At 64.1% G+C, this 21,447-nt stretch carries 17 protein-coding genes; 14 read left to right on the top strand and 3 right to left on the bottom strand.

Annotation, left to right across the window (positions count from 1 at the left end; translation table 11 throughout):
• Nucleotides 1-55: 55 nt before the first annotated feature.
• The 6 genes from NX05_RS06160 to NX05_RS06130 all read left to right on the top strand — a co-directional run bounded on the left by NX05_RS06160 (nucleotide 56) and on the right by NX05_RS06130 (nucleotide 7,712).
• A complete protein-coding gene (locus NX05_RS06160) occupies nucleotides 56-694 on the top strand; it encodes a glutathione S-transferase family protein (protein ID WP_039433597.1) in 639 nt (212 codons plus the stop codon).
• Nucleotides 695-881: 187 nt separating this feature from the next.
• Entirely contained in the window at nucleotides 882-2,822 is a 1,941-nt protein-coding gene (gene asnB / locus NX05_RS06150; RefSeq protein ID WP_026112509.1) for an asparagine synthase (glutamine-hydrolyzing), read from the top strand.
• Nucleotides 2,823-2,990: 168 nt separating this feature from the next.
• A complete protein-coding gene (locus NX05_RS06145) occupies nucleotides 2,991-3,545 on the top strand; it encodes an NADPH-dependent FMN reductase (RefSeq protein ID WP_039433603.1) in 555 nt (184 codons plus the stop codon).
• A gap of 220 nt (nucleotides 3,546-3,765) precedes the next feature.
• Nucleotides 3,766-5,196, top strand: coding sequence for a replicative DNA helicase (locus NX05_RS06140; RefSeq protein ID WP_010380278.1), 1,431 nt, complete (start codon nucleotides 3,766-3,768; stop codon nucleotides 5,194-5,196).
• A gap of 102 nt (nucleotides 5,197-5,298) precedes the next feature.
• Nucleotides 5,299-6,717 (top strand): cryptochrome/photolyase family protein, encoded by a 1,419-nt coding sequence (locus tag NX05_RS06135; protein WP_039433607.1) that lies wholly within the window; start codon nucleotides 5,299-5,301, stop codon nucleotides 6,715-6,717.
• Nucleotides 6,718-6,986: 269 nt separating this feature from the next.
• On the top strand, nucleotides 6,987-7,712 hold the full coding sequence (locus NX05_RS06130) for a YiaD family glycine zipper/OmpA-like lipoprotein (protein ID WP_010380273.1): 726 nt from the start codon (nucleotides 6,987-6,989) through the stop codon (nucleotides 7,710-7,712).
• An 863-nt stretch (nucleotides 7,713-8,575) separates the two neighbouring features.
• On the opposite strand, the gene NX05_RS06125 is transcribed toward NX05_RS06130, so the two are convergent.
• A complete protein-coding gene (locus NX05_RS06125) occupies nucleotides 8,576-9,610 on the bottom strand; it encodes an XC_2801 family transcriptional regulator (protein WP_010366310.1) in 1,035 nt (344 codons plus the stop codon).
• A 127-nt stretch (nucleotides 9,611-9,737) separates the two neighbouring features.
• Here NX05_RS06125 and NX05_RS21930 point away from each other — a divergent pair, with 127 nt between their 5' ends.
• The 6 genes from NX05_RS21930 (at nucleotide 9,738) to NX05_RS06100 (ending at nucleotide 17,459) form a co-directional block, all read left to right on the top strand.
• Nucleotides 9,738-9,965 carry a hypothetical protein gene (locus NX05_RS21930; RefSeq protein WP_080764628.1) on the top strand — a complete coding sequence of 76 codons (228 nt, stop codon included), beginning with the start codon at nucleotides 9,738-9,740 and terminating at the stop codon, nucleotides 9,963-9,965.
• The gene (locus NX05_RS06120; protein WP_017113226.1) at nucleotides 9,962-10,735 is read left to right on the top strand and encodes an SDR family NAD(P)-dependent oxidoreductase; all 774 of its coding nucleotides are present in this window, start codon (nucleotides 9,962-9,964) and stop codon (nucleotides 10,733-10,735) included. The genes NX05_RS21930 and NX05_RS06120 overlap by 4 nt, the downstream gene beginning before the upstream one ends.
• A complete protein-coding gene (locus NX05_RS06115; RefSeq protein WP_039433612.1) occupies nucleotides 10,732-11,922 on the top strand; it encodes an efflux RND transporter periplasmic adaptor subunit in 1,191 nt (396 codons plus the stop codon). The genes NX05_RS06120 and NX05_RS06115 overlap by 4 nt, the downstream gene beginning before the upstream one ends.
• A 170-nt stretch (nucleotides 11,923-12,092) precedes the next feature.
• Nucleotides 12,093-15,269 carry an efflux RND transporter permease subunit gene (locus NX05_RS06110; RefSeq protein ID WP_039438634.1) on the top strand — a complete coding sequence of 1,059 codons (3,177 nt, stop codon included), beginning with the start codon at nucleotides 12,093-12,095 and terminating at the stop codon, nucleotides 15,267-15,269.
• A gap of 40 nt (nucleotides 15,270-15,309) precedes the next feature.
• Entirely contained in the window at nucleotides 15,310-16,041 is a 732-nt protein-coding gene (locus NX05_RS06105) for an SDR family oxidoreductase (protein ID WP_010366320.1), read from the top strand.
• Nucleotides 16,035-17,459, top strand: coding sequence for an efflux transporter outer membrane subunit (locus NX05_RS06100; protein WP_039433618.1), 1,425 nt, complete (start codon nucleotides 16,035-16,037; stop codon nucleotides 17,457-17,459). The genes NX05_RS06105 and NX05_RS06100 overlap by 7 nt, the downstream gene beginning before the upstream one ends.
• 259 nt (nucleotides 17,460-17,718) lie before the next feature.
• On the opposite strand, the gene NX05_RS06095 is transcribed toward NX05_RS06100, so the two are convergent.
• A complete protein-coding gene (locus NX05_RS06095; protein WP_039433620.1) occupies nucleotides 17,719-18,693 on the bottom strand; it encodes a GGDEF domain-containing protein in 975 nt (324 codons plus the stop codon).
• 94 nt (nucleotides 18,694-18,787) lie between these two features.
• Here NX05_RS06095 and NX05_RS06090 point away from each other — a divergent pair, with 94 nt between their 5' ends.
• Nucleotides 18,788-19,093: a hypothetical protein gene (locus tag NX05_RS06090; protein WP_039433622.1), complete on the top strand. Its 306-nt coding sequence runs from the start codon at nucleotides 18,788-18,790 to the stop codon at nucleotides 19,091-19,093.
• Between the two features lie 193 nt (nucleotides 19,094-19,286).
• Here the strand turns inward: NX05_RS06090 and NX05_RS06085 are convergent, their stop codons facing one another.
• A complete protein-coding gene (locus NX05_RS06085) occupies nucleotides 19,287-20,942 on the bottom strand; it encodes a sensor domain-containing diguanylate cyclase (RefSeq protein ID WP_039433625.1) in 1,656 nt (551 codons plus the stop codon).
• A gap of 197 nt (nucleotides 20,943-21,139) precedes the next feature.
• Between NX05_RS06085 and NX05_RS06080 the strand changes: the two genes are divergently transcribed.
• On the top strand, nucleotides 21,140-21,388 hold the full coding sequence (locus NX05_RS06080; protein ID WP_039433630.1) for a hypothetical protein: 249 nt from the start codon (nucleotides 21,140-21,142) through the stop codon (nucleotides 21,386-21,388).
• Nucleotides 21,389-21,447: the final 59 nt, after the last annotated feature.

Genomic DNA, 21,447 nt, shown 5'->3' with positions numbered 1-21,447 from the left:
AGGCACGCCGGGCTGTGACACTGCCAACCCTTGTTGCTGCCGCGGAGCCAGCTAGATGTTGACCGTGCGTCCCCCGTTGACCGTCCATGGCATGTCCAGTTCCGGCAACTGCTACAAGGTGCGTTTGCTGCTGGAGCAACTGGGCAGCCGCTACCACTGGGTTGAGGTGGACAGCGTGGCCGGGCAGACCCGCACGCCCGAGTACCTGGCCAAGAATCCCAACGGCAAGGTGCCGATGGTGGAACGCGACGACGGCCGCGTGCTGACCGAGTCCAATGCGATCCTGTTCTGGCTGGCCGAAGGCACCCCGTATCTGCCCACCGATGCGTGGCAGCGCGCGCAGGCACTGAGCTGGATGTTCTTCGAGCAGTACAGCCATGAGCCGTATGTGGCGGTGGCGCGTTTCATCAGCTTGTGGACGCCGCGCGATGCCGCACGCCGCGCCGAGTTGCCGCAGTTACGTGCGCGCGGCGAGCAGGCGCTGGCGGTGATGGAGCAGTACCTTAAGCAGCACGCCTGGTTTACCGGCAGCGACTACGGCATCGCCGATATCGCGCTGTTTGCATATACCCATTGCGCTGAAGACGGCGGTTTCGATCTGGAGCGCTGGCCGGCGATCACGGACTGGTTGCAACGCGTGCAGGCGCTGCCGCGCTTTGTGCCGATGCCGGCAGTTGTGTCGGTGACGGCATGAGCGGCGCGCGCGATCTGCATGACGCTGCCGGCAGCACTGCTGCGTGTTTGGTGGATGCCCGTCTTAATTCTTTTTCATCCGCATCCGCATCCGCATTCGCCGCGCACTTGCACGGGCGCGCGCTGCGCGTGACGCGTGTGGGCGACCTCCGGTTACTCCCCGTTACCGGCAGGCAGGAGCACTGACGATGTGCGGATTGGCAGGACTATTGCTGGCGTCGCCGCGTCTGCATGGCGAACAGCTCGATGCGCTGGTGCGGCCGATGGGCGCCACTGTGCGCCATCGTGGCCCGGACGATGCGGGTACCTGGTGCGATGCGCAGGCCGGCGTTGCGCTGGCGCATCAGCGCTTGAGCATTCTGGATCTGTCGCCGCTCGGCCATCAGCCGATGCGCTCGGCCGATGGCCGCTACGTACTGGCCTACAACGGCGAGATCTATAACTTCGCGCAGCTGCGCGCGGCACTGTCCGCGCTCGGGCATCGCTTCCGCGGCCACTCTGATACCGAAGTATTGCTGGCGGCCGTAGTGGAGTGGGGCCTGGACGACACTCTGGCCCGCTGCAACGGCATGTTCGCCATTGCCTTGTGGGATGAGCGCGACAACTGCCTGTTTCTGGCCCGCGACCGCGTCGGCAAGAAGCCGCTCTACTACGGGTGGGCCGGCGACACCTTGGTGTTCGGTTCCGAACTCAAGGCCTTGTGGCAGCACCCGGATTTCGACAACGGCGTCGACCGCAATGCGCTCACGCTGCTGTTGCGGCTGGGCTATATCCCCGCACCGGCCTGCATCCACGAGCACACCTTCAAGCTGATGCCTGGCCGCGTGCTGCGCATGGATGCGCAGGCGGTGGCAGCCGGCGCTGCCGCGCATCGCCCTGATCAGGCGCAGCAACCGTTCTGGAATGCGCGCGAAGCGATGCAACGCGCGCTCGCCGCACCGTTCACCGGCACCGACGCGCAGGCCGAAGACCAATTGGATAGCGTGCTGCGGGATGCGGTGGCCTTGCGCATGGTGGCCGATGTGCCAGTGGGCGTGTTCCTGTCCGGCGGTACCGATTCGTCCATCGTCACCGCAATGATGCAGGCGCAGAGCGCGCAGCCGGTGCACACCTTCAGCATCGGGTTCGAGGGCTCGCACCACGACGAAGCGCCGCTGGCGCGTGACGTCGCCACGCACCTGCACACCGACCACACCGAGCTCTATGTCAGCGGCGCCGATGCGCTTGCGGTGGTGCCGAACCTGCCGGACATGTTCGACGAGCCCTTCGCTGACGCCTCGCAAGTGCCGACTGCATTGGTCGCACGCCTGGCGCGCGGCGGAGTGACGGTGGCGCTGTCTGGTGACGGCGGCGACGAATTGTTCTTCGGCTATGGCCGTTATCAACGTGCGCTGCGCAACTGGCGCATGCACGGCCTGGTGCCCGGTCCGCTGCGTCGCCTGATGGCGGTGGCGGCACGCAGTACTGGCGAGTCTTCGCGCACCGGTGGGTTGGCCGCACTGGTGGCCGAGGCCGGCGCGCGCGGCATCGGCGATATCTATCGCAACCGGATTTCGCGCTGGCGCGACCCGGCCGCGGTGGTGCTGGGTGCCACCGAACCCGATAGTTTTTACAGCCTGGCCGACCCGTTGCATGGGTCCGGCACGCCGGCCGACGCGATGATGCTGGCGGACTTCGCCGCGTATCTGCCCGACGATCTGCTGTGCAAGGTGGACCGCACCACAATGGCGGTGGGGCTGGAAGCACGCGCACCGCTGCTGGACTGGCGCGTGGCCGAATTCGCCTGGTCGCTGCCGCTGTCGCTGAAGTACCGCGATGGAGTCAGCAAATATCTGCTCAAGCGCGTGTTGTGCCGCTACCTGCCGGACACGATGGTGTACCGCGGCAAGCGTGGCTTCGGCGCTCCGGTCAGCGCATGGCTACGTGGCGATCTGCACGGCTGGGCCGACGATCTGCTGGCCCACGGCGCGCTGGAGCGCGAGGGCGTGTTCGCCGCCGATACGGTGGCTGGCTTGTGGCGTGACTTCAACGGTGGTGAGCGCAAATGGCATACGCACCTGTGGACGGTGCTGATGTTCCAGGCCTGGCAGTCGCACTGGCGCGAACAGCGCGTGGCGGTGGTGCGCTGACGCCTGGCGCTGCGGTGTGGACATTGGTTGGCAGTTGCTCACGCCGTCTGTGAACGCAGACGCCACCGGGCGCGCGCACTGGTGTTTGAGCCACAGATACCGGCGACGTTTCACCAGCTCTGAGCATTGAGCTGAGTAGGGTGGGGGCCTGTTTCCACGGAGATTCCCATGAGCAAGCTCACCATTGCCGTGCTGGTCGGCAGCCTGCGCGCAGAGTCGTATAACCGTCAGCTGGCGCGTGCACTGGAGCATCTGGCTGGCGACAAGGCCGTGTTCGAGTACCTGGAGATCGGCGATATCCCCCTGTACAACCAGGACCGCGACGGCGATTACCCGGCCGAAGGCACGCGTCTGAAGCAGCAGATCCGCGCTGCTGATGCGGTGCTGTTCGTGACCCCCGAATACAACCGCTCGATTCCCGGCGTGCTCAAAAATGCCATCGACACCGGCTCGCGCCCCTATGGCGATAGCGCGTTTTCCGGCAAGCCGGCGGCGGTGGTCGGCATTTCGGTCGGCGCGATTGGCACCGCCACCGCGCAGCAGCATCTGCGCAACGTGCTGGCGTATCTGAACATGCACGTGCTCGGTCAGCCGGAAGTGTTTCTGCAGTACAAGGACGGCCTGTTCGGCGCCGACGACCAGATTGTCAATGCCGACAGCCGCAAGTTCCTGCAGGGTTTCATCGACCAGTTCCTGGACCTGATCAGGCACCGCAAGCGCTGAGTTGACCACAGCGGCGCCGCGCTCGCGTGCGGCGCTCCGCTGGGCTTGGGGGCAGGGCGGAAGGCCAATAGGCGCAAGGGTCTCGGCATCTGCGACGGCCGGCGCGTAGAACGCCGGTACACGGCTATCCACCAGTTATCCACAGAGTTGTGCATAGTCGCCGGCGCCGCCGATGACTATGCTTCCTGCCCTCGTCTCCCCGCGTCAGGTTTGTTTGTCCATGTCCGCTCGTCCTGGTTTCCGTTCCAAGCGCAATCGCGATCGCGACGACGACGATTACGATCGTCCCGAGCCGCGTCTGGACCAGTTGCGGGTGCCGCCGCATTCGGTCGAGGCCGAGCAGGCGGTGCTGGGTGGCTTGATGCTGGCGCCGGACGCGTTCGACCGGGTCAACGATCAGCTCACCGAAAACGACTTCTACCGACGCGACCATCGGCTGATCTACCGCGCCATTCGCGAATTGAACGAAAAAGACCGTCCGTTCGATGCGGTGACGCTGGGCGAATGGTTCGAATCACAGGGCAAGCTGGAGCAGGTGGGCGATGGCGCCTACCTGATCGAGTTGGCCAGCACCACACCGTCGGCGGCCAACATTGCCGCGTATGCGGAAATCGTGCGCGACAAGGCGGTGCTGCGGCAGCTGATCGAAGTTGGCACCACGATCGTCAATGACGGTTTCCAGCCGGAAGGCCGCGAGAGCGTGGAGCTGCTGGCCTCTGCAGAAAAAGCGGTGTTCAAGATCGCCGAAGCCGGCGCACGCGGGCGGACCGATTTCGTCGCAATGCCGGGCGCCCTGAAGGACGCCTTCGAAGAGTTGCGTAACCGCTTCGAAAACGGCGGCAACATCACCGGTCTGCCGACCGGCTACACCGATTTCGATGCGATGACCGCCGGCTTGCAGCCGACCGATCTGATCATCCTTGCCGCACGTCCGGCGATGGGCAAGACCACGCTGGCGCTGAATATCGCCGAATACGCGGCGATCAAGTCGAAGAAAGGCGTGGCGGTGTTTTCGATGGAAATGTCGGCCTCGCAGCTGGCAATGCGTCTGATCTCTTCCAATGGCCGCATCAATGCGCAGCGCCTGCGTACCGGTGCGTTGGAGGACGAGGATTGGGCGCGCGTGACCGGCGCGATCAAGATGCTCAAGGAAACCAAGATCTTCATCGACGACACCCCGGGCGTGTCGCCGGAGGTGCTGCGTTCCAAGTGCCGCCGCCTCAAGCGCGAACACGACCTGGGCTTGATCGTCATCGACTACCTGCAGCTGATGTCGGTGCCCGGCAACAGCGAAAACCGCGCGACCGAAATCTCGGAAATTTCGCGTGGCCTCAAGGGTCTTGCGAAGGAACTCAACGTGCCGGTGATCGCGTTGTCGCAGCTCAACCGCTCGCTGGAAACGCGTACCGACAAGCGCCCGGTGATGGCCGACTTGCGCGAATCCGGCGCAATCGAGCAGGACGCGGACATGATCGTCTTCATCTACCGCGACGATTACTACAACAAGGAAAATTCGCCGGACAAGGGCCTGGCCGAGATCATCATCGGCAAGCACCGCGGCGGCCCGACCGGGTCGTGCAAGCTCAAGTTCTTCGGTGAATACACCCGGTTCGACAATCTTGCGCACGATTCGGTGGGCAGTTTCGAGTAAGCGCAGTGGACCCGCTGGGCGGCCACCCGTCGCCCGGCATCGCGCCATCGTTGCGCCCGCTGGCTTATGCTGCGCAGCCTCATCGTTCGCTGCCGAGTTCGTATGTCACACGCCATCGTCTGGTTCCGTCGCGATCTGCGTCTGGAAGACAACCCGGCTTTGCGTGCCGCACTCGACGCCGGGCACCACCCGATTCCGCTGTATATCGACGCACCGCACGAAGAAGGCGAATGGACGCCCGGCGCCGCATCGCGCACCTGGCGGCATCGCTCGCTTGCAGCGCTGGATGATGCGTTGCGTGCGCGTTGCAGTGGCTTGGTCATCCGTGCCGGCGATAGCGCACAGGTGCTGGATGAGGTGATCGCGCAGACCGGCGCGGTGGCGGTGTATTGGAACCGCAAATACGAACCGGCCACGCAGCCGCGCGATGCGCAGATCAAGCGCGCATTGCGCGAGCGTGGCATCGAGGCACAGAGCTGCAATTCCGCATTGCTGTTTGAACCGTGGCAGCTGTCCACGCAGCAGGGCGGCCCGTATAAGGTGTTTACGCCGTTCTGGCGCAATGCGCTGACGCAGCTGCACTTGCCCGCCGCCGTGCCTGCGCCGCGCAGCCTGCCGCCGCTGCCTGCGGCGTTGAAGACGGATGCACTCGACACGCTGCAGTTGGTGCCCAGCTTGAACTGGGACCAGGGCTTCTGGGAGCACTGGCAGCCTGGTGAAGCCGGCGCGCACGAAATGCTGGAGATCTTCATCGATGGCGCGCTGTCCGGGTATCGCGAAAACCGCGACCGCCCCGATCGCGTTGGCACCTCGCAACTCTCGCCGCATCTGCACTTCGGCGAGATCGCGCCGTGGCGCATTGCCAGCACGCTGGAAGCGCATCGCACTGCGCGCAATGGCGCAGAAATCGATGGCTATATCCGCCAGCTGGGCTGGCGCGATTTCGCCTATCACCTGCTGCATCACTTCCCGGACACCACCAACCAGAACCTCAATCCGCGCTTCGAAGGATTCGACTGGACGAAGGTCGATCCGGTTGCGCTGCAGGCCTGGCAGCGCGGCCGCACCGGCATTCCGATCGTCGATGCCGGCATGCGTCAGCTCTGGCACACCGGCTGGATGCACAACCGCGTGCGCATGATCGTCGCCAGTTTTTTGTGCAAGCATTTGCGCATTCACTGGATCGAAGGCGCGCGCTGGTTCTGGGACACGTTGGTGGATGCGGACATGGCCAACAACACGTTGGGCTGGCAGTGGGTGGCCGGCACCGGCGCCGATGCAGCGCCCTATTTCCGCGTGTTCAACCCGGTGACGCAGGCGGAAAAATTCGATCCGCAAGCCACGTACATCACACGCTGGGTGCCCGAGCTGGGCAAGCTTGCGGTGAAGGAACGCTTTGCGCCCTGGCTGCACCCATTATCGTTGGCGCGCTTTGCGCCAGAGTACCCGCGCACACCGATTATTGGCCTGGCCGAAGGGCGCGATGCGGCACTTGCAGCCTATGCAAAATTGCGCGCTTAGTCGCTGCTGAATGATGCGGGTGTGCCTGTTGCTACAGCGCGCGCCGCGTCGTCCCAAAAGATATTACGGGGGCAGGGAGCGCAGGTATTTGTGGGCATGCGCTGGCGAAGTTGATGGCGCAATGTGGCGTTTCATGCCGAAAACGTTTTCCTGAATGACACACCTGCTACGCGTTTGTTTCGGCGCTTTCATCATGCGGCAGTCGCGTGGGCCTGTTTATCCTCGCGCACACGATTGAGTGCCGGATGGTCCGGCCATAGGAGAACACCATGTCCCCAGCAGCCACCAAGAGTCTTGCCGTTGCCCTGGCTAGCGCCATTGCGCTGTCCGCCTGCGCCACCGGCGGCTCGTATGTGCAGCGTGATCAGTACGGCGACCAGACGCAACAGCAGAATCGGACCGGCCGCAATGCGCTGATCGGTACGGCTATCGGTGTGGCTGCGGGCCTGCTCACCGGCGACAGCGCCACCGAGCGTCGTCAGCACGCAATGGTCGGTGCCGGTATCGGTGCGCTGAGCGGCGCGGCAATCGGCCAGTACCAGGATCGCCAGGAGCGCGCGTTGCGCGAGCGCACCGCCAACACCGGCATCGAAGTGCAGCGTCAGGGCGACAACATCAGCCTGAACCTGCCGGACGGCATCACCTTCGACTTCGGCAAGTCTGCATTGAAGCCCGAGTTCTATACCGCGCTGAACGGCGTGGCCTCCACGCTGCGCGAGTACAACCAGACCATGGTGGAAGTGGTTGGGCACACCGATAGCGTCGGTAGCGATGCAGTGAATCAGCGCTTGTCCGAAGAGCGCGCCGGTGCAGTGGCGCAGTACCTGACAGCGCAGGGTGTGCAGCGTGAGCGCATGGAAACCATGGGCGCGGGCAAGCGTTATCCGATTGCCGACAACAACACCGATGCCGGCCGCGCGAAGAATCGTCGCGTCGAAATCCGCCTGATTCCGTTGCGTGCCGAAGGCGCTGCCAGCAACACCGGCATGCGTTGAGTGTGATGCAGTGAATCGCGGCGAGTCGGATGACTCGCCGCGATGTGCTGATGTATTGAAAACAGGTCGCGGAAGCGGCCTGTTTTTTGTGCTGCATGGTGTGATCAAGGGCAGCTAACCCAATCGTTTGGGTTTAAAGCGGCTGGTCTGCATGGTTTTGAGGTCTCGATCCTTCTTGCGTTCGGCTGGTGCGTCTGCGGAACTGTAGAACTTCAAAACTGCGCATCTGAGTGTTGCTGTAGGGCCCTTGCCCGCTCACCATCGCAGGACACGCCGCAACGACGTCCATGTCAGCTCCGTGGCGGCGTCCGCCAAGGGTCCCGCGACGGTGAGCGGACAAGGACCAGTCGCGATGGTCGGTGTGTTGATGCATGCGATGGGCAACGTTCGCTGGTAGTGGCGAGTTACGGCTAGTTCGCAGTGCCCAAGCAACAAGCCGGTCTTCACCATTCCTTCAACATTGGCGCGTCGCCATCCTGCGTTTCGCTTGGGTAAAACGAGCACTTTTTCTCGAAGCAACGACCAACGTGCTGGTGCGGTGCCTCGCCGATTGCGGACTGTTGGCGGCATGGATGCCGCCATCGCGCCCCCATGGACGGGTTTACGGCGTGTCCCGCGAGTGGCGAGGGCAGCGCACGCCCGACCAAGTTTGCTTTCGCGCATCAGGTGATCGCATCCAACGACACCACGACTGACGTCTCTTCTTCCCAACTCACCACTCAGTGCAGTGAGATCATTTGCAAAGCAGCCGATCTGTCGTCGGCTGTGCGCAACTTGGTGACAAAGATGCACTCACGCAGCTACATCGATGAACTTGCGGCCTGCGCCAGACGGCTCATACCGTCGGCGCATTCGATCCGGCACTACGCCGTGACATCTTCCAGAATGCGCTTGCCCTCGGCGCGCAATTTCGCGTCTGCGCCCACGTCGACTTTCGCGTCGTTATCGGCCTTTTGTGCGGCCAGACGGGCAGGGCATTGCGCCATCATGTAGTCCGCGTCGAAGTTCATGCGCGTTACCAAAAAGTCCACGAATGCACGTACTTTTGGCGACACCAGGCGCCCGCCGGCGAACACCGCGTTGAAGTCCACTTCCGGCCCGGTCCAACCGGCCAGCACGCGCCGCACCAGGCCCGATTGCACGAACGGTTTTGCCATCACATCGCCGGTCAGCAACAGGCCTTCGCCGCATAGCACTGCGCCGTTGAGCGCGGCCGGATCGTTGGCCACCATCAGCGGATTGACCGGAAAATCGCGCACATCGCTGCCATCGCTGAGCGACCAGAAGAAGCGGTTGTTGTGCACGTTGCGGTTCTTGCGCAAAGCGAGTGTGCGATGGAATTGCAATTCATCCGGATGCAGCGGCTCGCCATAACGTTCGATGTACGACGGGCTGGCGAATACCTGCGTGCGCAAGCTGCCGAGCTTGCGCGCCACCAGATTGGAATCGGGCAGGGCACCGACGCGCAATGCCAGATCGGCTTCGCCGCCGATGAGGTCCAGCTTCTCGTTGCCCAGATGCATGTCCAACTGGATTTCCGGGTATTGCGCGTGGAATTCGCCCAGCAATGGCGCGATCCAGGTGATGCCCAGCGAATACGGCACGGTGAAACGTAACCAGCCGCGCGGGCCGGATTGCAATTGCCCCACCGCGCTTTCGGCTTCTTCCAGTTCGCGTGCGATGCGCTGGCAATGCTCGTGATACACCGAGCCGGCTTCGGTCAGGCCGATGCGGCGCGTGGTTCGGTGCAACAGCCGCGCACCCAACCGGGTTTCCAGTTCTTGCACCTTGCGGCTGACGGTGGTCTTGGGCAGCCCAAGCGCGTTGGCGGCAGCGATGAAGCTGCCTTGTTCGACCACCTTGACGAAGATCAGGGTGTCGTTGAGATCGTGAGTCATGGGACTGCCTTCCGGGGTCAGGAGGGATTAGACCGCTTGCGGGACGATTATTCCCCTAAATCCAGACTAATCAAGTGCTGCTTTGAAGCCTAACTTATGCGGCATCCCTCCATGCAGGAGCACGGCCATGTGGTTGTGCAAGGTTTTCGGCGCCTCTTCCAATTCCCGCAGTGCCATCGAAAGTGCCTTCGATCCGGTCGTTTCCGCCGGAAATCGGTCTCGCAGCAGCGTTTCGCGCGAATTCTCCAGCTCGCCACGACGCCAGGCTGGCGGCGCGCCGGCGCAGCGGACTGGACTGCAGGCGCGCGGGTTGCAGCGCGGAATTGTCCCGATCTCGAGAGTGAAAGTCCCATGATTGGGATGGTCCAAGCCGAGACGGCCGTCATCGGTGGCGCGGGCAACGTGGGCGCGGGCATCGTCGCTGCGCTGCTCGACGCTGGCATGCCGACCGTGGTGATTGGACGCGACGCCGCCAAGCTGGACGCCCTGCGCGCGCAGCATGGCGACTCGCCACTGCTGGACATCGTGCAGGGATCGGTGGCCGACGATGCGTCCGCGCAGCGCCTGGCCACAGAGCTGGCACAGCGGCACCGACCGCTGGGCGCGGTGATCGCAAGCCTAGGTGGCCCGCCCAAGGCCGGGCGTCTGCTGGATCGGCCGGTGGCCGCGCTGCGTCGCCGCCTGGAGCGCGACGTGCTGCCGCATCTGGCCGCCGCGCGCCATCTGCTGCCATTACTGGCCGAGGCCGATGGCGGTGGCCGCTATCTGCTGCTCGGTAGCCCGTGCGCGCTGCGTGCTTGGTCGGCGCATGGCGATCGCTCGGTTGCCGCCTCCGCCACCCGCATGCTCGCGCAGGTGTTGCACGAGGAAGCCAAACCATTGGGCGTCCGCGTGCATCTGCTGTCGGTCGAGCAGCCGGTGTGTAACCCCGGCCGCGCCAAGGACGCGTGTCCGGAATGGATTCGCGCCATTGATGTCGGTCGCGCTGCCGTTTCCCTCATTGCCGGGCCTGGCCAGCCCGGACAAGCCATCGTGACCGTCAGTCGTCGCCCGCCGGCCGCACCGTCTGCGAGCCGGCTCGCCGGTCTGCAATTTCCCATCCCCACCCGAGAGATTTCCCCATGACCACGAACGCCACCCCGTTCCGTTTTCCCTTACGTACCGTGTTGGCGGGCGCCGTGCTCACGGTCGTGCTCGCCGGCTGCGGCAGCAAGGCCGCCGAGACCGGCGCGCCGCCGCCGCCCAGCGTCAGCGTCGCGCCGGTGTTGACGAAGGAAATCAGCCAGTGGGACGAATTCAGCGGCCGCATCGAGCCAGTGGAAAGCGTCGAGCTGCGTCCGCGCGTGTCCGGCTACATCGACAAGGTCAACTACACCGAAGGTGCCGAAGTGAAGAAGGGCGATGTGCTCTTCACCATCGACGAGCGTAGCTACCGTGCCGAGTTCGCGCGTGCCAATGCCTCGCTGGTGCGTGCCCGCACCCAGGCCACGCTGGCACGTAGCGAGGCAGCGCGTGCCCGCAAGTTGTCCGAGCAGCAGGCGATCTCGACCGAAACCTGGGAGCAGCGCCGCGCTGCCGCCGATCAGGCCGACGCCGACCTGCAGGCCGCCCAGGCCGCGGTGGACACCGCCAAGCTCAACCTGGATTGGACGCGTGTGCGCGCTCCCATCGACGGCCGCGCCGGGCGTGCGATGGTGACCGCCGGCAACCTGGTCACGGCTGGCGACAGCGCCAGTGTGCTGACCACCCTGGTGTCGTTGGACAAGGTGTTCGTCTATTTCGATGCCGACGAAGGCACCTTCTTGCGCTATTCGCAGATGGCCCGCAACGGCGAGCGCCCCGACGAACGTGGCGGCCAGTTGCCGGTGCGCATCGGGCTGGTTGGCGAGCAGGGCTTCCCGCATACCGGGCGCGTGGATTTCCTGGACAACCAGGTGACCCGCAGCACCGGCACCATCCGCGTGCGGGCGGTGCTGGATAACGCGCAGCGGCAGTTCACGCCGGGGTTGTACGCGCACGTGCAGTTGCTGGGCAGCGGCCAGTTCAAGGCGATGCTGGTCGATGAAAAGGCCGTACTGACCGACCAGGACCGCAAGTACGTCTACGTGGTGGACAAGCACGGCAAGGCGCAGCGCCGCGATGTGGAGCTTGGCCGTAGTGCAGATGGTCTGCGCATCGTGCGTAGCGGCCTGGCTGCCGGTGACCGCGTGGTGGTCGATGGCGTGCAGAAGATCTTCATGCCCGGCATGCCGGTGGACGCCAAGACCGTGGCCATGGCGCCGGCGGCGGACAAGCGCACCGCTTCCAATTAGATATCGCCAACGCACGTTGCGCGCCGTCGTGCCTGCCCGGCGACTGCGCACCACCTGCAACGGCTGTACTGATTCATCGCTGCATCGCACCCCATGACTCGTCATCAGGCCGGCCCGGGCCCGCTGTGCCGCGCCGCCACCCGGCGGCAACCTCTTTCAGGACCATCCCAATGGACTTTTCCCGTTTTTTCATCGACCGGCCGATCTTTGCCGCGGTGCTGTCGATCATCATCTTCGCGGCCGGCTTGATCGCCATGCCGTTGCTGCCGATCAGCGAATACCCCGAAGTGGTGCCGCCGAGCGTGCAGGTGCGCGCGGTGTATCCGGGCGCCAATCCCAAGGTCATCGCCGAAACCGTCGCCACGCCGCTTGAGGAAGCCATCAACGGCGTGGAAAACATGATGTACATGAAGTCGGTGGCCGGCTCGGACGGCGTGCTGGTGGTCACCGTGACCTTCAAGCCTGGCACCGATCCGGACCAGGCGCAGGTGCAGGTGCAGAACCGCGTCAGCCAGGCGCAGGCGCGTCTGCCCGAAGACGTGCGCCGGCAGGGCGTAACCACGCAGAAGCAATCGCCGACGCTGACCATGGTCGTGCATCTGACCTCTCCCAAGGGCAAGTACAACTCGCTGTACCTGAGCAACTACGCTACCTTGAAGGTCAAGGACGAGCTGTCGCGGCTGCCGGGCGTGGGCCAGATCCAGATCTTCGGTGCCGGCGACTACGCCATGCGCATCTGGTTGAACCCGGACAAGGTGGCCGCGCGTGGGCTCACCGCCAGCGATGTGGTCGCCGCCATCCGCGAGCAAAACGTGCAGGTCTCCGCCGGCCAGCTCGGTGCCGAGCCCATGCCCAACAAGAGCGATTTCCTGCTCTCGATCAATGCGCAGGGCCGCCTCACCACCGAAGAAGAGTTCGGCAATATCGTCATCCGCAGCGGCAACAGCGGCGAGATCGTGCGCTTGAGCGATGTGGCGCGTCTGGAGCTGGGCGCCGGTAACTACACCTTGCGTTCGCAGCTGGACAACCAGAACGCCGTGGGCATGGGCGTGTTCCAGTCGCCCGGTGCCAACGCGATCGAATTGTCCGATGCGGTGCGCGCCAAGATGGCCGAGCTGCAAAAGCAGTTCCCGCAGGACATGGCGTGGTCGGCCGCGTACGACCCGACCGTGTTCGTGCGTGACTCGATCAGCGCGGTGGTGCACACGCTGCTGGAAGCGGTGCTGCTGGTGGTGCTGGTGGTGATCCTGTTCCTGCAGACCTGGCGCGCCTCGATCATTCCGTTGCTGGCAGTGCCGGTGTCGGTGGTCGGTACGTTTGCCGCGTTGTATCTGCTGGGCTTCTCGATCAATACGTTGAGCCTGTTCGGCTTGGTGCTGGCGATCGGCATCGTGGTCGACGACGCGATCGTGGTGGTGGAAAACGTCGAACGTAATATCGAAGAAGGCTTGAGCCCGCTGGCTGCGGCGCATCAGGCAATGCGCGAAGTGTCCGGGCCGATCATCGCCATTGCGCTGGTGCTGTGCGCGGTGTTCGTGCCGATGGCGTTCCTGTCGGGCGTGACCGGTCAGTTCTACAAGCAGTTCGCGGTGACCATCGCCATTTCCACGGTGATTTCTGCGATCAACTCGCTGACCTTGTCGCCGGCGCTGGCAGCGATGCTGCTCAAGTCGCACGACGCACCGAAGGATGGTCCGTCGCGGTTGATCGACCGTTTGTTCGGCTGGTTGTTCCGCCCGTTCAACCGTTTCTTCAACACCAGCTCGCACAAGTACCAGGGTGCGGTGTCGCGTGCGTTGGGCAAGCGTGGTGCCGTGTTTGTGGTGTATCTGCTGCCGTTGGTGGGTACCGGCTTCATGTTCAAGGTGGTGCCGGGCGGCTTCATTCCGACTCAGGACAAGCTGTATCTGATCGCCGGCACCAAGCTGCCGGAAGGTTCGTCGCTGGAGCGCACCAATGAGGTGATTCGCCAGATCACCCGGATCGCGCTGCAGACCGAAGGCGTGGATCACGCCATCGCGTTCCCCGGTTTGAACCCGCTGCAGTTCACCAATACGCCCAATACCGGCACGGTGTTCCTGACACTCAAGCCGTTCAGTCAGCGCAGCCGGACTGCCGCGCAGATCAATGCGGAAATCAATGCGCGTATCAGCCAGATCCAGCAGGGCTCTGCGTTCGCCTTCATGCCGCCGCCGATTCTGGGCTTGGGCCAGGGCTCGGGCTACTCGCTGTACATCCAGGACCGTGCGGGTCTGGGCTATGGCCAGCTGCAGAGCGCGGTGAATGCGATGTCCGGTGCGATCTCGCAAACGCCCGGCATGCAGTTCCCGATCGGTACCTACCAGGCCAACGTGCCGCAGCTCGACGCCAAGGTCGACCGCGACAAGGCCAAGGCGCAGGGCGTGCCGCTGACCAACCTGTTCGACACGCTGCAGACCTATCTGGGTTCTTCGTACATCAACGACTTCAATCGCTTCGGTCGCACCTATCAGGTGATCGCCCAGGCCGATGGACAGTTCCGCGACAGCGTCGAAGACATTGCCAACCTGCGCACGCGCAATGCCAACGGCGACATGGTGCCGATCGGCAGCATGGTCACGTTGGGCCAGACCTACGGCCCGGACCCGGTGATCCGCTACAACGGCTACCCGGCCGCCGACCTCATCGGCGAAGCGGACCCGCGCGTGCTGTCGTCCACCGAAGCAATGCAGAAGCTGTCCAGCATGGCGCCGCAGGTGCTGCCCAACGGCATGAACATCGAGTGGACGGATCTGAGCTATCAGCAGTCCACGCAAGGCAACTCGGCGTTGATCGTGTTCCCGATGGCGGTGTTGCTGGCGTTCCTGGTGCTGGCCGCGTTGTACGAAAGCTGGACCCTGCCGCTTGCAGTGATCCTGATCGTGCCGATGACCTTATTGTCTGCGCTGTTAGGTGTGTGGCTCACCGGTGGCGACAACAACGTGTTCGTGCAGGTGGGCCTGGTGGTGTTGATGGGCCTGGCGTGCAAGAACGCGATCCTGATCGTGGAGTTCGCTCGCGAACTCGAAATGCATGGCAAGGGCATTGTTGAAGCCGCACTGGAAGCCTGCCGCCTGCGTCTGCGTCCGATCGTGATGACCTCCATCGCCTTCATCGCCGGCACGGTGCCGCTGGTGTTCGGCCATGGCGCCGGCGCCGAAGTGCGCTCGGTCACCGGCATCACAGTGTTCGCCGGCATGCTCGGTGTGACCTTGTTCGGCCTGTTCCTGACCCCGGTGTTCTACGTGGCGCTGCGCAAGTGGGTGACCCGTCGCGGGCCCGCGACGCCGCCTGCGGTTGCGCACGATCACCTGCACGTCAACGCCTAAGCGCGTTACATCCCCCTACAGACATTCGAAGGACTTAGACATGAGCAACACCAAGATCGCATTGGTCACCGGCGCCACCCGCGGCATCGGCCTGGAAACCGTTCGGCAATTGGCCGCCGCCGGCGTGCATACGCTGCTGGCAGGCCGCAAGCGCGACGACGCAGTGGCCGCCGCACTCAAGTTGCAGGCCGAAGGTCTGCCGGTGGAGGCTATCCAGCTCGACGTCAACGACGAGATCAGCATTGCTGCCGCAGTGGGCACGGTTGAGCAGCGTCATGGCCACCTGGACATCCTGATCAACAACGCCGGCATCATGATCGAGGACATGCAGCGCGCCCCGTCGCAGCAGAGCCTGGAGGTGTGGAAGCGCACCTTCGACACCAACCTGTTCGCCGTGGTCGAGGTGACCAAGGCATTCCTGCCGCTGCTGCGTCGCTCGCTGGCCGGGCGCATCGTCAACGTGTCGAGCATGCTCGGCTCGCTGACCCTGCATACCCAGCCGGGCTCGCCGATCTACGACTTCAAGATTCCCGCCTACGACGCCTCCAAGAGCGCGGTCAACAGCTGGACGGTGCATCTGGCCCATGAGTTGCGCGACACCGCCATCAAAGTCAACACCGTGCATCCGGGCTACGTCAAAACCGACATGAACGGTGGTGGCGGCGAAATCGAAGTGGAGCAGGGTGCGCATAGCAGCGTGCAGATGGCGCTGCTCGACGCGCACGGTGCCACCGGCAGCTTCACGCATTTGGGAGAAGTGTTGCCATGGTAAGAAACTTCCTGAGCGTGGCCCTGGCCGCGCTTGTGCTCAGCGGTTGCGCGGTCGGGCCGGATTACCGTCCCGATCCGCCTGCCGCCGTGACGCTTCAAGGCGCGCAGGATCCGGCGTACAGCGCCGAGTCGCCGGTAGGTAATTGGTGGTCTCAGTTCGACGACCCGGTGCTGGAGCAACTGGTGCGCGACGCCTTGTTCGCCAACCACGATCTGCGCATCGCGGTGTCGCGCGTCAAGCAGGCACGCGCGGTGTTCGTCGAACGCCGTCTGGATCAGGCGCCGCACATCACCGCGCAAAGTAGTTTCGATCGTCGCGAACAGCAGCAGGTGGTCGCCGGCAATCAGCGCTTCCTCACCGAGCAGACCACGCTCGGTCTGGATGCGGCCTGGGAGCTGGATCTGTTCGGTCGGCAGCGGCGTGCATCGGAGGCGGCGCGTGCTGACCTGGATGCCGAGCAGGCCAATCTGCAGGACGTGCAGGTCACCGTTGCAGCCGAAGTGGCGCGCAATTATTTCGAATTGCGCGGCACCCAGAAGCAGTTGGAGGTCTCCAAGCGCACGCTGGCCAACCTGCACGACACCCAGAAGTTGACGCAAACGCGTTGGGACCTGGGTGCCGGCAGCGAGCTGGATGTGCAGAGCAGCCTGGCGCGGTTGAAGGCGATCGAAGCGGATATTCCATTGCTGGAAACCGCAGAAGCGCAATACCGTCATCGCCTGGCCGTGTTGCTCGGCCAGCAGCCGGATGCGCTGGACGCCACCCTGGTTGCGCGCACCATGCCCGCGTTCGCGCGCCCGCTGCCGCTGGGCGATACCGCTGGCTTGCTGCGTCAGCGCCCGGATGTGCGCGTTGCCGAACGTCGATTGGCGGCAGCCACCGCGCAAGTGGGCGTGGCCACTGCCGATCTGTTTCCGCGCATCAGCGTAAGCGGCTTTGTCGGCTTCCTGTCCGGCGATGCGGCCCGGTTGACCGAGGGCAACGCCAAGGCATGGTCGATCACCCCATCGATCAGCTGGGCCGCCTTCGATTTCGGCACCGTGCGTGCGCGCTTGCGTGCCAGCAAGGCGCAGGCCGAAGGCGCGTTGGCGCAGTATCAGCAAGCCGTGTTGCTGGCGCTGGAAGACACCGAAAACGCGTTGATTGGCTATGGCCGCCAGCAGGCACGTCTGGCCATCGTGGTGGAGCAGGCCAAAGCGGCGCGGCGTGCCGAGCAGTTGGCGCAAATCCGCTACCGCGAGGGCTCGGAAGACTTCCTCACCCTGCTGGATGCGCAACGCACCCAGCTGGCCGCCGACGATGCGTTGGCGCAGGCCGAAGCGGCAGTGAATGTCGGCGTGGTCGGCGTGTACAAGGCGCTCGGTGGCTGGAAGCAGGACCAAGCACCTGCGGCACCGGTGGCCGTGGTCAACCCTTGAACGATGCAGGCGGGCGGCCAATGGGTCGCCCCGCAGTTTGGTTATTGCGATAGAGCGAGGCAGTTGGTTGTGATCCAACGCGATTACGCATGACCATTGGCAAGATCGGCCGTGCTTCCGTCGACGTGCGTTCGCTCACGCCGGGCTTCGCGCTGCTACCGACACGGTCGACAGCGCAACGTATCCGTGACCGATTGCTTTCACTCCATCTGCCGCGTGCGTCTGCATGCGCAGTCGCATGGACGCTTACTGGTGGCGCTTACTCGGCAACCCGTGCGCTATCGCGGCCGCCGTTCTTGGCCAGATACAGCGCTGCATCGGCACGCGAGAACCAGTCTTGCCAATGCGTTTCGCCGTCGTGACGTGCCGCACCCAGCGAGACCGTGATACGCCCGCCTGGTCCGCGCAGGCCGGTGCGAATCACCTTGCGCAAGCGTTCGGTGGCCGCTTCCAGTTCCGCCAGCGAACCGGCACGTAGCAGCACTACGAATTCTTCGCCGCCAAAACGGAACACCTGATGCGGATCGCGCACTTCGAAGCGCAGGATGGTGGCCAGATCCGAGAGCGCCGCATCGCCTGCGGCATGCCCGTACAGATCGTTGACCTCCTTGAAATGATCCAGATCCAGAATGATCAGGCTGTTGAGCCGGTCGTGCGGTTGGCGTTGATCGATCTGATGGGTGAGTGCGCGTTCGAGCATGCGGCGATTGGGCAAGCCGGTCAGCGCATCCAGCGAGGCCAGCTCTTCCAGATGCACGCGGTCGTCCTGCATCCGCAGCGAAAACGCGTAGCCCACCGCCAGCGTCACCAGTGTCACCACAATCGTCGACACGCCCTGGCCAGGGCTGGTGATCAAGCCGGGCAAGAACAGCAATGCCGCCAGCAGTGGCAAGCTCAACAACACCGCGCGTCGCGGCCCGCACAATAAATAATTGGTGGCCAGGACCGGGAACAGCCAGGGCAGGGCGCCGTCGCCACCTGTCCAGCAAGCCACCAGGCACCCGCCGACATTGATCGACGCCAGCCACACGCCGCCGGCGCCGGTGTCTTCGGCACTGCGCATCTGCCAGCCGCGCCATATCGCCAGCAAGCCGAGCGAGGTGGTGACCAGGCAAGCAACCACCTGACCAGTCATGGCCAGGTACACCGCATAGAGGCAAAGCAACAGCGCAGTGATTGGCCCAAGCATCTTGACGATGCCGAGGCGGAAATCCCGCCGCAGGTGAAGGATCACAGGAAAGGTTCTGTAGGAGTCGGCAACATTATCGGCGGGGTGTCGTCAAAGTTGAGCGTGTCTTCATCTGCGCGTCGGATAGGAAAATGAAGCGTTGCAGCGCAAGGTTTCGCACATCCTTGACGGCCTTGCCGCAACCGTGTCGTTTTGGTCGTCGGAGTCTGCCATGCCCACCCGCGAAGAACTCGAGATGCGCCTGGACGCGTTGCAGGAACAGTTGCCGAAGTTGTCTGCAGATGAAGATGCGGACTTCGACTATTTGGATTTCCAGGCGCGTGCCGAAGCGATCATCAGCAGCGCGACCCAGGACGATGCAGCCTATGTGCGCACGCGCATCGATGGCATGCTGGCCGGCACCGGCCTGATTCCTACCGATGACGCTGGGCACTCCTGCGGTTGATGTTTCGCCCTACGTGCGAGTTCGTATGCTTTAGAGATCATCACTGCAATGCGCCTGGGTGAATGACGCAAGCGTCGTCGTGCAGTCGCTCGCGCCTAGAACCGCATGGCACAAGCGCGTGATGCGGACGCAAAAATCGACCACGTAACCGATGTCTTTGCAGAAGGTCAGCGAGCACGCGTGACGCCTGCGCTCAGGCCGCGTTTGCGAGCACGTGCGCACTCACGACCTGATTGCGGCCACCCTGTTTGGCGCGATACAGCGCCTCGTCCGCCCGCTGCAGCAACTGCGCCACGGTGCCGGCGTGATCGGGGAAGCTGGCCGCGCCGAACGATGCGGTGACCTTGGGCAGTGAGACGCCATCGCCCATCACCTGCAAAGCCTCGATGCCGACGCGCAGCTTCTCGGCCATCATGCAGGCGGTAAGCAGATCCACCTCGGGCAGGATGATCGTCAATTCTTCGCCGCCGTACCGGCAGCAGATGTCCTCGCCACGCGTCTGCGACAACAACAACGCGCCGATGGCCGCCAGCACGCGGTCGCCGCCGCTGTGTCCATGCAGGTCGTTGAACTGCTTGAAGTGATCCACATCGAGCATCAGTACCGACAGCGGCAGCACCCGACGCGTACAGCGCGCCAGTTCGTGATTGAGGGTTTCTTCCAGATAACGGCGGTTGTACAGACCTGTCAGCGGGTCGCGGATCGATTGCTGGCGCAGCGTTTCGCGCAAGCGCAGGTTGTGCAGCGCCAACGACAGTTGTTCGGCTGCCGCCTCGGCGACGGTCAGCGACGCGAGGTCGCTTGGATCTTCGCTGCGCAACGCCAGCATTCCCAATTGCGTGCCTTGCGCCGACAGCGGAATGCAGGCCGTGCCCGCCTGCGGCGGGAGATTGACGCCGGCATGCTGGCACAGCATGCCCTGGCTGGCGTCCATCACCACATGGGTGCGGTCGCGACGCAACGCCCAGCAGTTGTCCGGTGCGATGCTGGCACCGGCGTCGTCGGCCATCGCGCCCCAGGCGACGACTTGTTCGGCGCGGTCGCGCGAGGCACGCAGCAGGTACACCGCGCCTGCTGCACCTGGCATCAGCGGCGCGATCGTGCGGGCAGTGACTTCCAGCGCTTCTTCGGCATCGCGGCAGTTCTGCAGCAATCCTGAGTAGCGCGACAGCGCCTCCAGACCCGCAGAGGTGCGTTCAAGCGCCGCAAACGATTCGGTCAGACGCTCGCTGGTATGGCTGGCTTGGTCTTCGGCGCGCGTACGCCGTTCCAGCTCGCGCGACAGCAAGCGGTAGGCCAGCAGCATCACCAGCAGCCCGCTGACAATGCCGATCACGGTCACCCACAGCACCCATTGCGCACTGCGCGTGGTGGCGTCGTTACGAAGTACCAACTGCCGACGCTCCAGCTCCGCCATGGTCTGCACTTGGCGGCGCAGCGACGAAGAGGTCTGGAACATGCCGCGCGCAATCGAGGTGCGTGCGCCGTCCAGGCCCTGCGTCCGATAGCTGTGCAATAGATCGTCGATCTGCACCAAGCGCCCATCCACCAGCCGGCTGAGCGTTGCGACATTGCGCTGCTGCTGCGGGTTGTCCTGCACCAACGCATCCAGCCGCACGAGACGTTCGGGCAGGCGGCCGATCGCATCGGCATAGACCCCTAAAAAGGCCTCGTTGTCGGTTAGCACATAGCCGCGCACCGACGATTCCGCCGACAGAATGCCGGCCTGAATCTCATCGATGCTGGCAATCACCTCCTGCGTATGCGTCACCCAGCTGGCATCCGACAGCGACTGCCGCGTCGTGAAATAACCACCCACGCCGATCAGCACAAAGATCAGCCCGCCCACCAGCAGTGCCCCGGCAGCGCGGCGTTTCGTTCGTTTAGTTACCACCGCGTTCCCCGGCACGATTGTCTGGTCGAGGCCGATGCAAGCCGCGTGCCTACGCTTCACTCTGCTTACTGAGTCAGCTGGCAGACGGCACAGCGCGCCCGGTCGGAGCGACGTGGCGGTATCCTCCTAGGCACCTATTCAGAAGAACGCCCGTGGTCATTTTCCTAGGTAATTACCAGCTCACCTGTCACGCCGCCAAGGGCGACACGCTCGCCCACGGCTGGGTTGCCGGCTGGGATGTCGCGCAGATCGGCGTCGGCCGGGCCGCGAATTTGGCAGGTGCGGCGCTCTCGTCAACCTTCCCCGACCACCGAAGCGCCATGGCCGCCGCCCGCATCGCCGGCATGGTCACGCTCGAAGCCATGTACGCCAAGGCGCAAGAGCAGCGCGCGCACGTCTGAGCGGCACGTTATGAGGCTGGCATGCGGTTTGCTCCGACGTGCTCAGGACGCCGCCGAGT

Origin of the sequence: Xanthomonas vasicola, from assembly GCF_000772705.2 — a bacterium.
In the GTDB taxonomy this organism is placed as follows: domain Bacteria; phylum Pseudomonadota; class Gammaproteobacteria; order Xanthomonadales; family Xanthomonadaceae; genus Xanthomonas; species Xanthomonas vasicola.
Note: the sequence above shows the minus strand (reverse complement) of the source record. Positions and strands in the feature narration are given on the sequence as shown.